Source organism: Citrobacter sp. TBCS-14 (assembly GCF_005280805.1).
In the GTDB taxonomy this organism is placed as follows: domain Bacteria; phylum Pseudomonadota; class Gammaproteobacteria; order Enterobacterales; family Enterobacteriaceae; genus Citrobacter; species Citrobacter gillenii.
Genome location: NZ_SZWM01000897.1, coordinates 1 through 205, shown reverse-complemented (window position 1 = coordinate 205; position 205 = coordinate 1). Strand labels below are relative to the sequence as shown.

1 pseudogene is annotated in these 205 nt (G+C 51.7%); it reads left to right on the top strand.

Annotation, left to right across the window (positions count from 1 at the left end):
* Window positions 1-95: pseudogene (gene hisG, locus FDX22_RS21950) on the top strand (ATP phosphoribosyltransferase); the annotation flags it as partial.
* Window positions 96-205 lie beyond the last annotated feature (110 nt).

Here is a 205-nt window from a genome sequence, read left to right as displayed (position 1 = left end):
GCAGCGAAACCCTGTTCTGGGAAACGATGGAAAAACTGAAAGCGCTTGGCGCCAGCTCCATCCTGGTGCTGCCTATTGAGAAGATGATGGAGTAATTCCACTTATGCTGCCCGGTAGCGCTTCGCTAGCCGGGCCTACAAGACCCGTAGGCCGGATAAACAACGTGCCATCCGGCAAAAAAAGGAAGACGATTATGAGCTTTAAT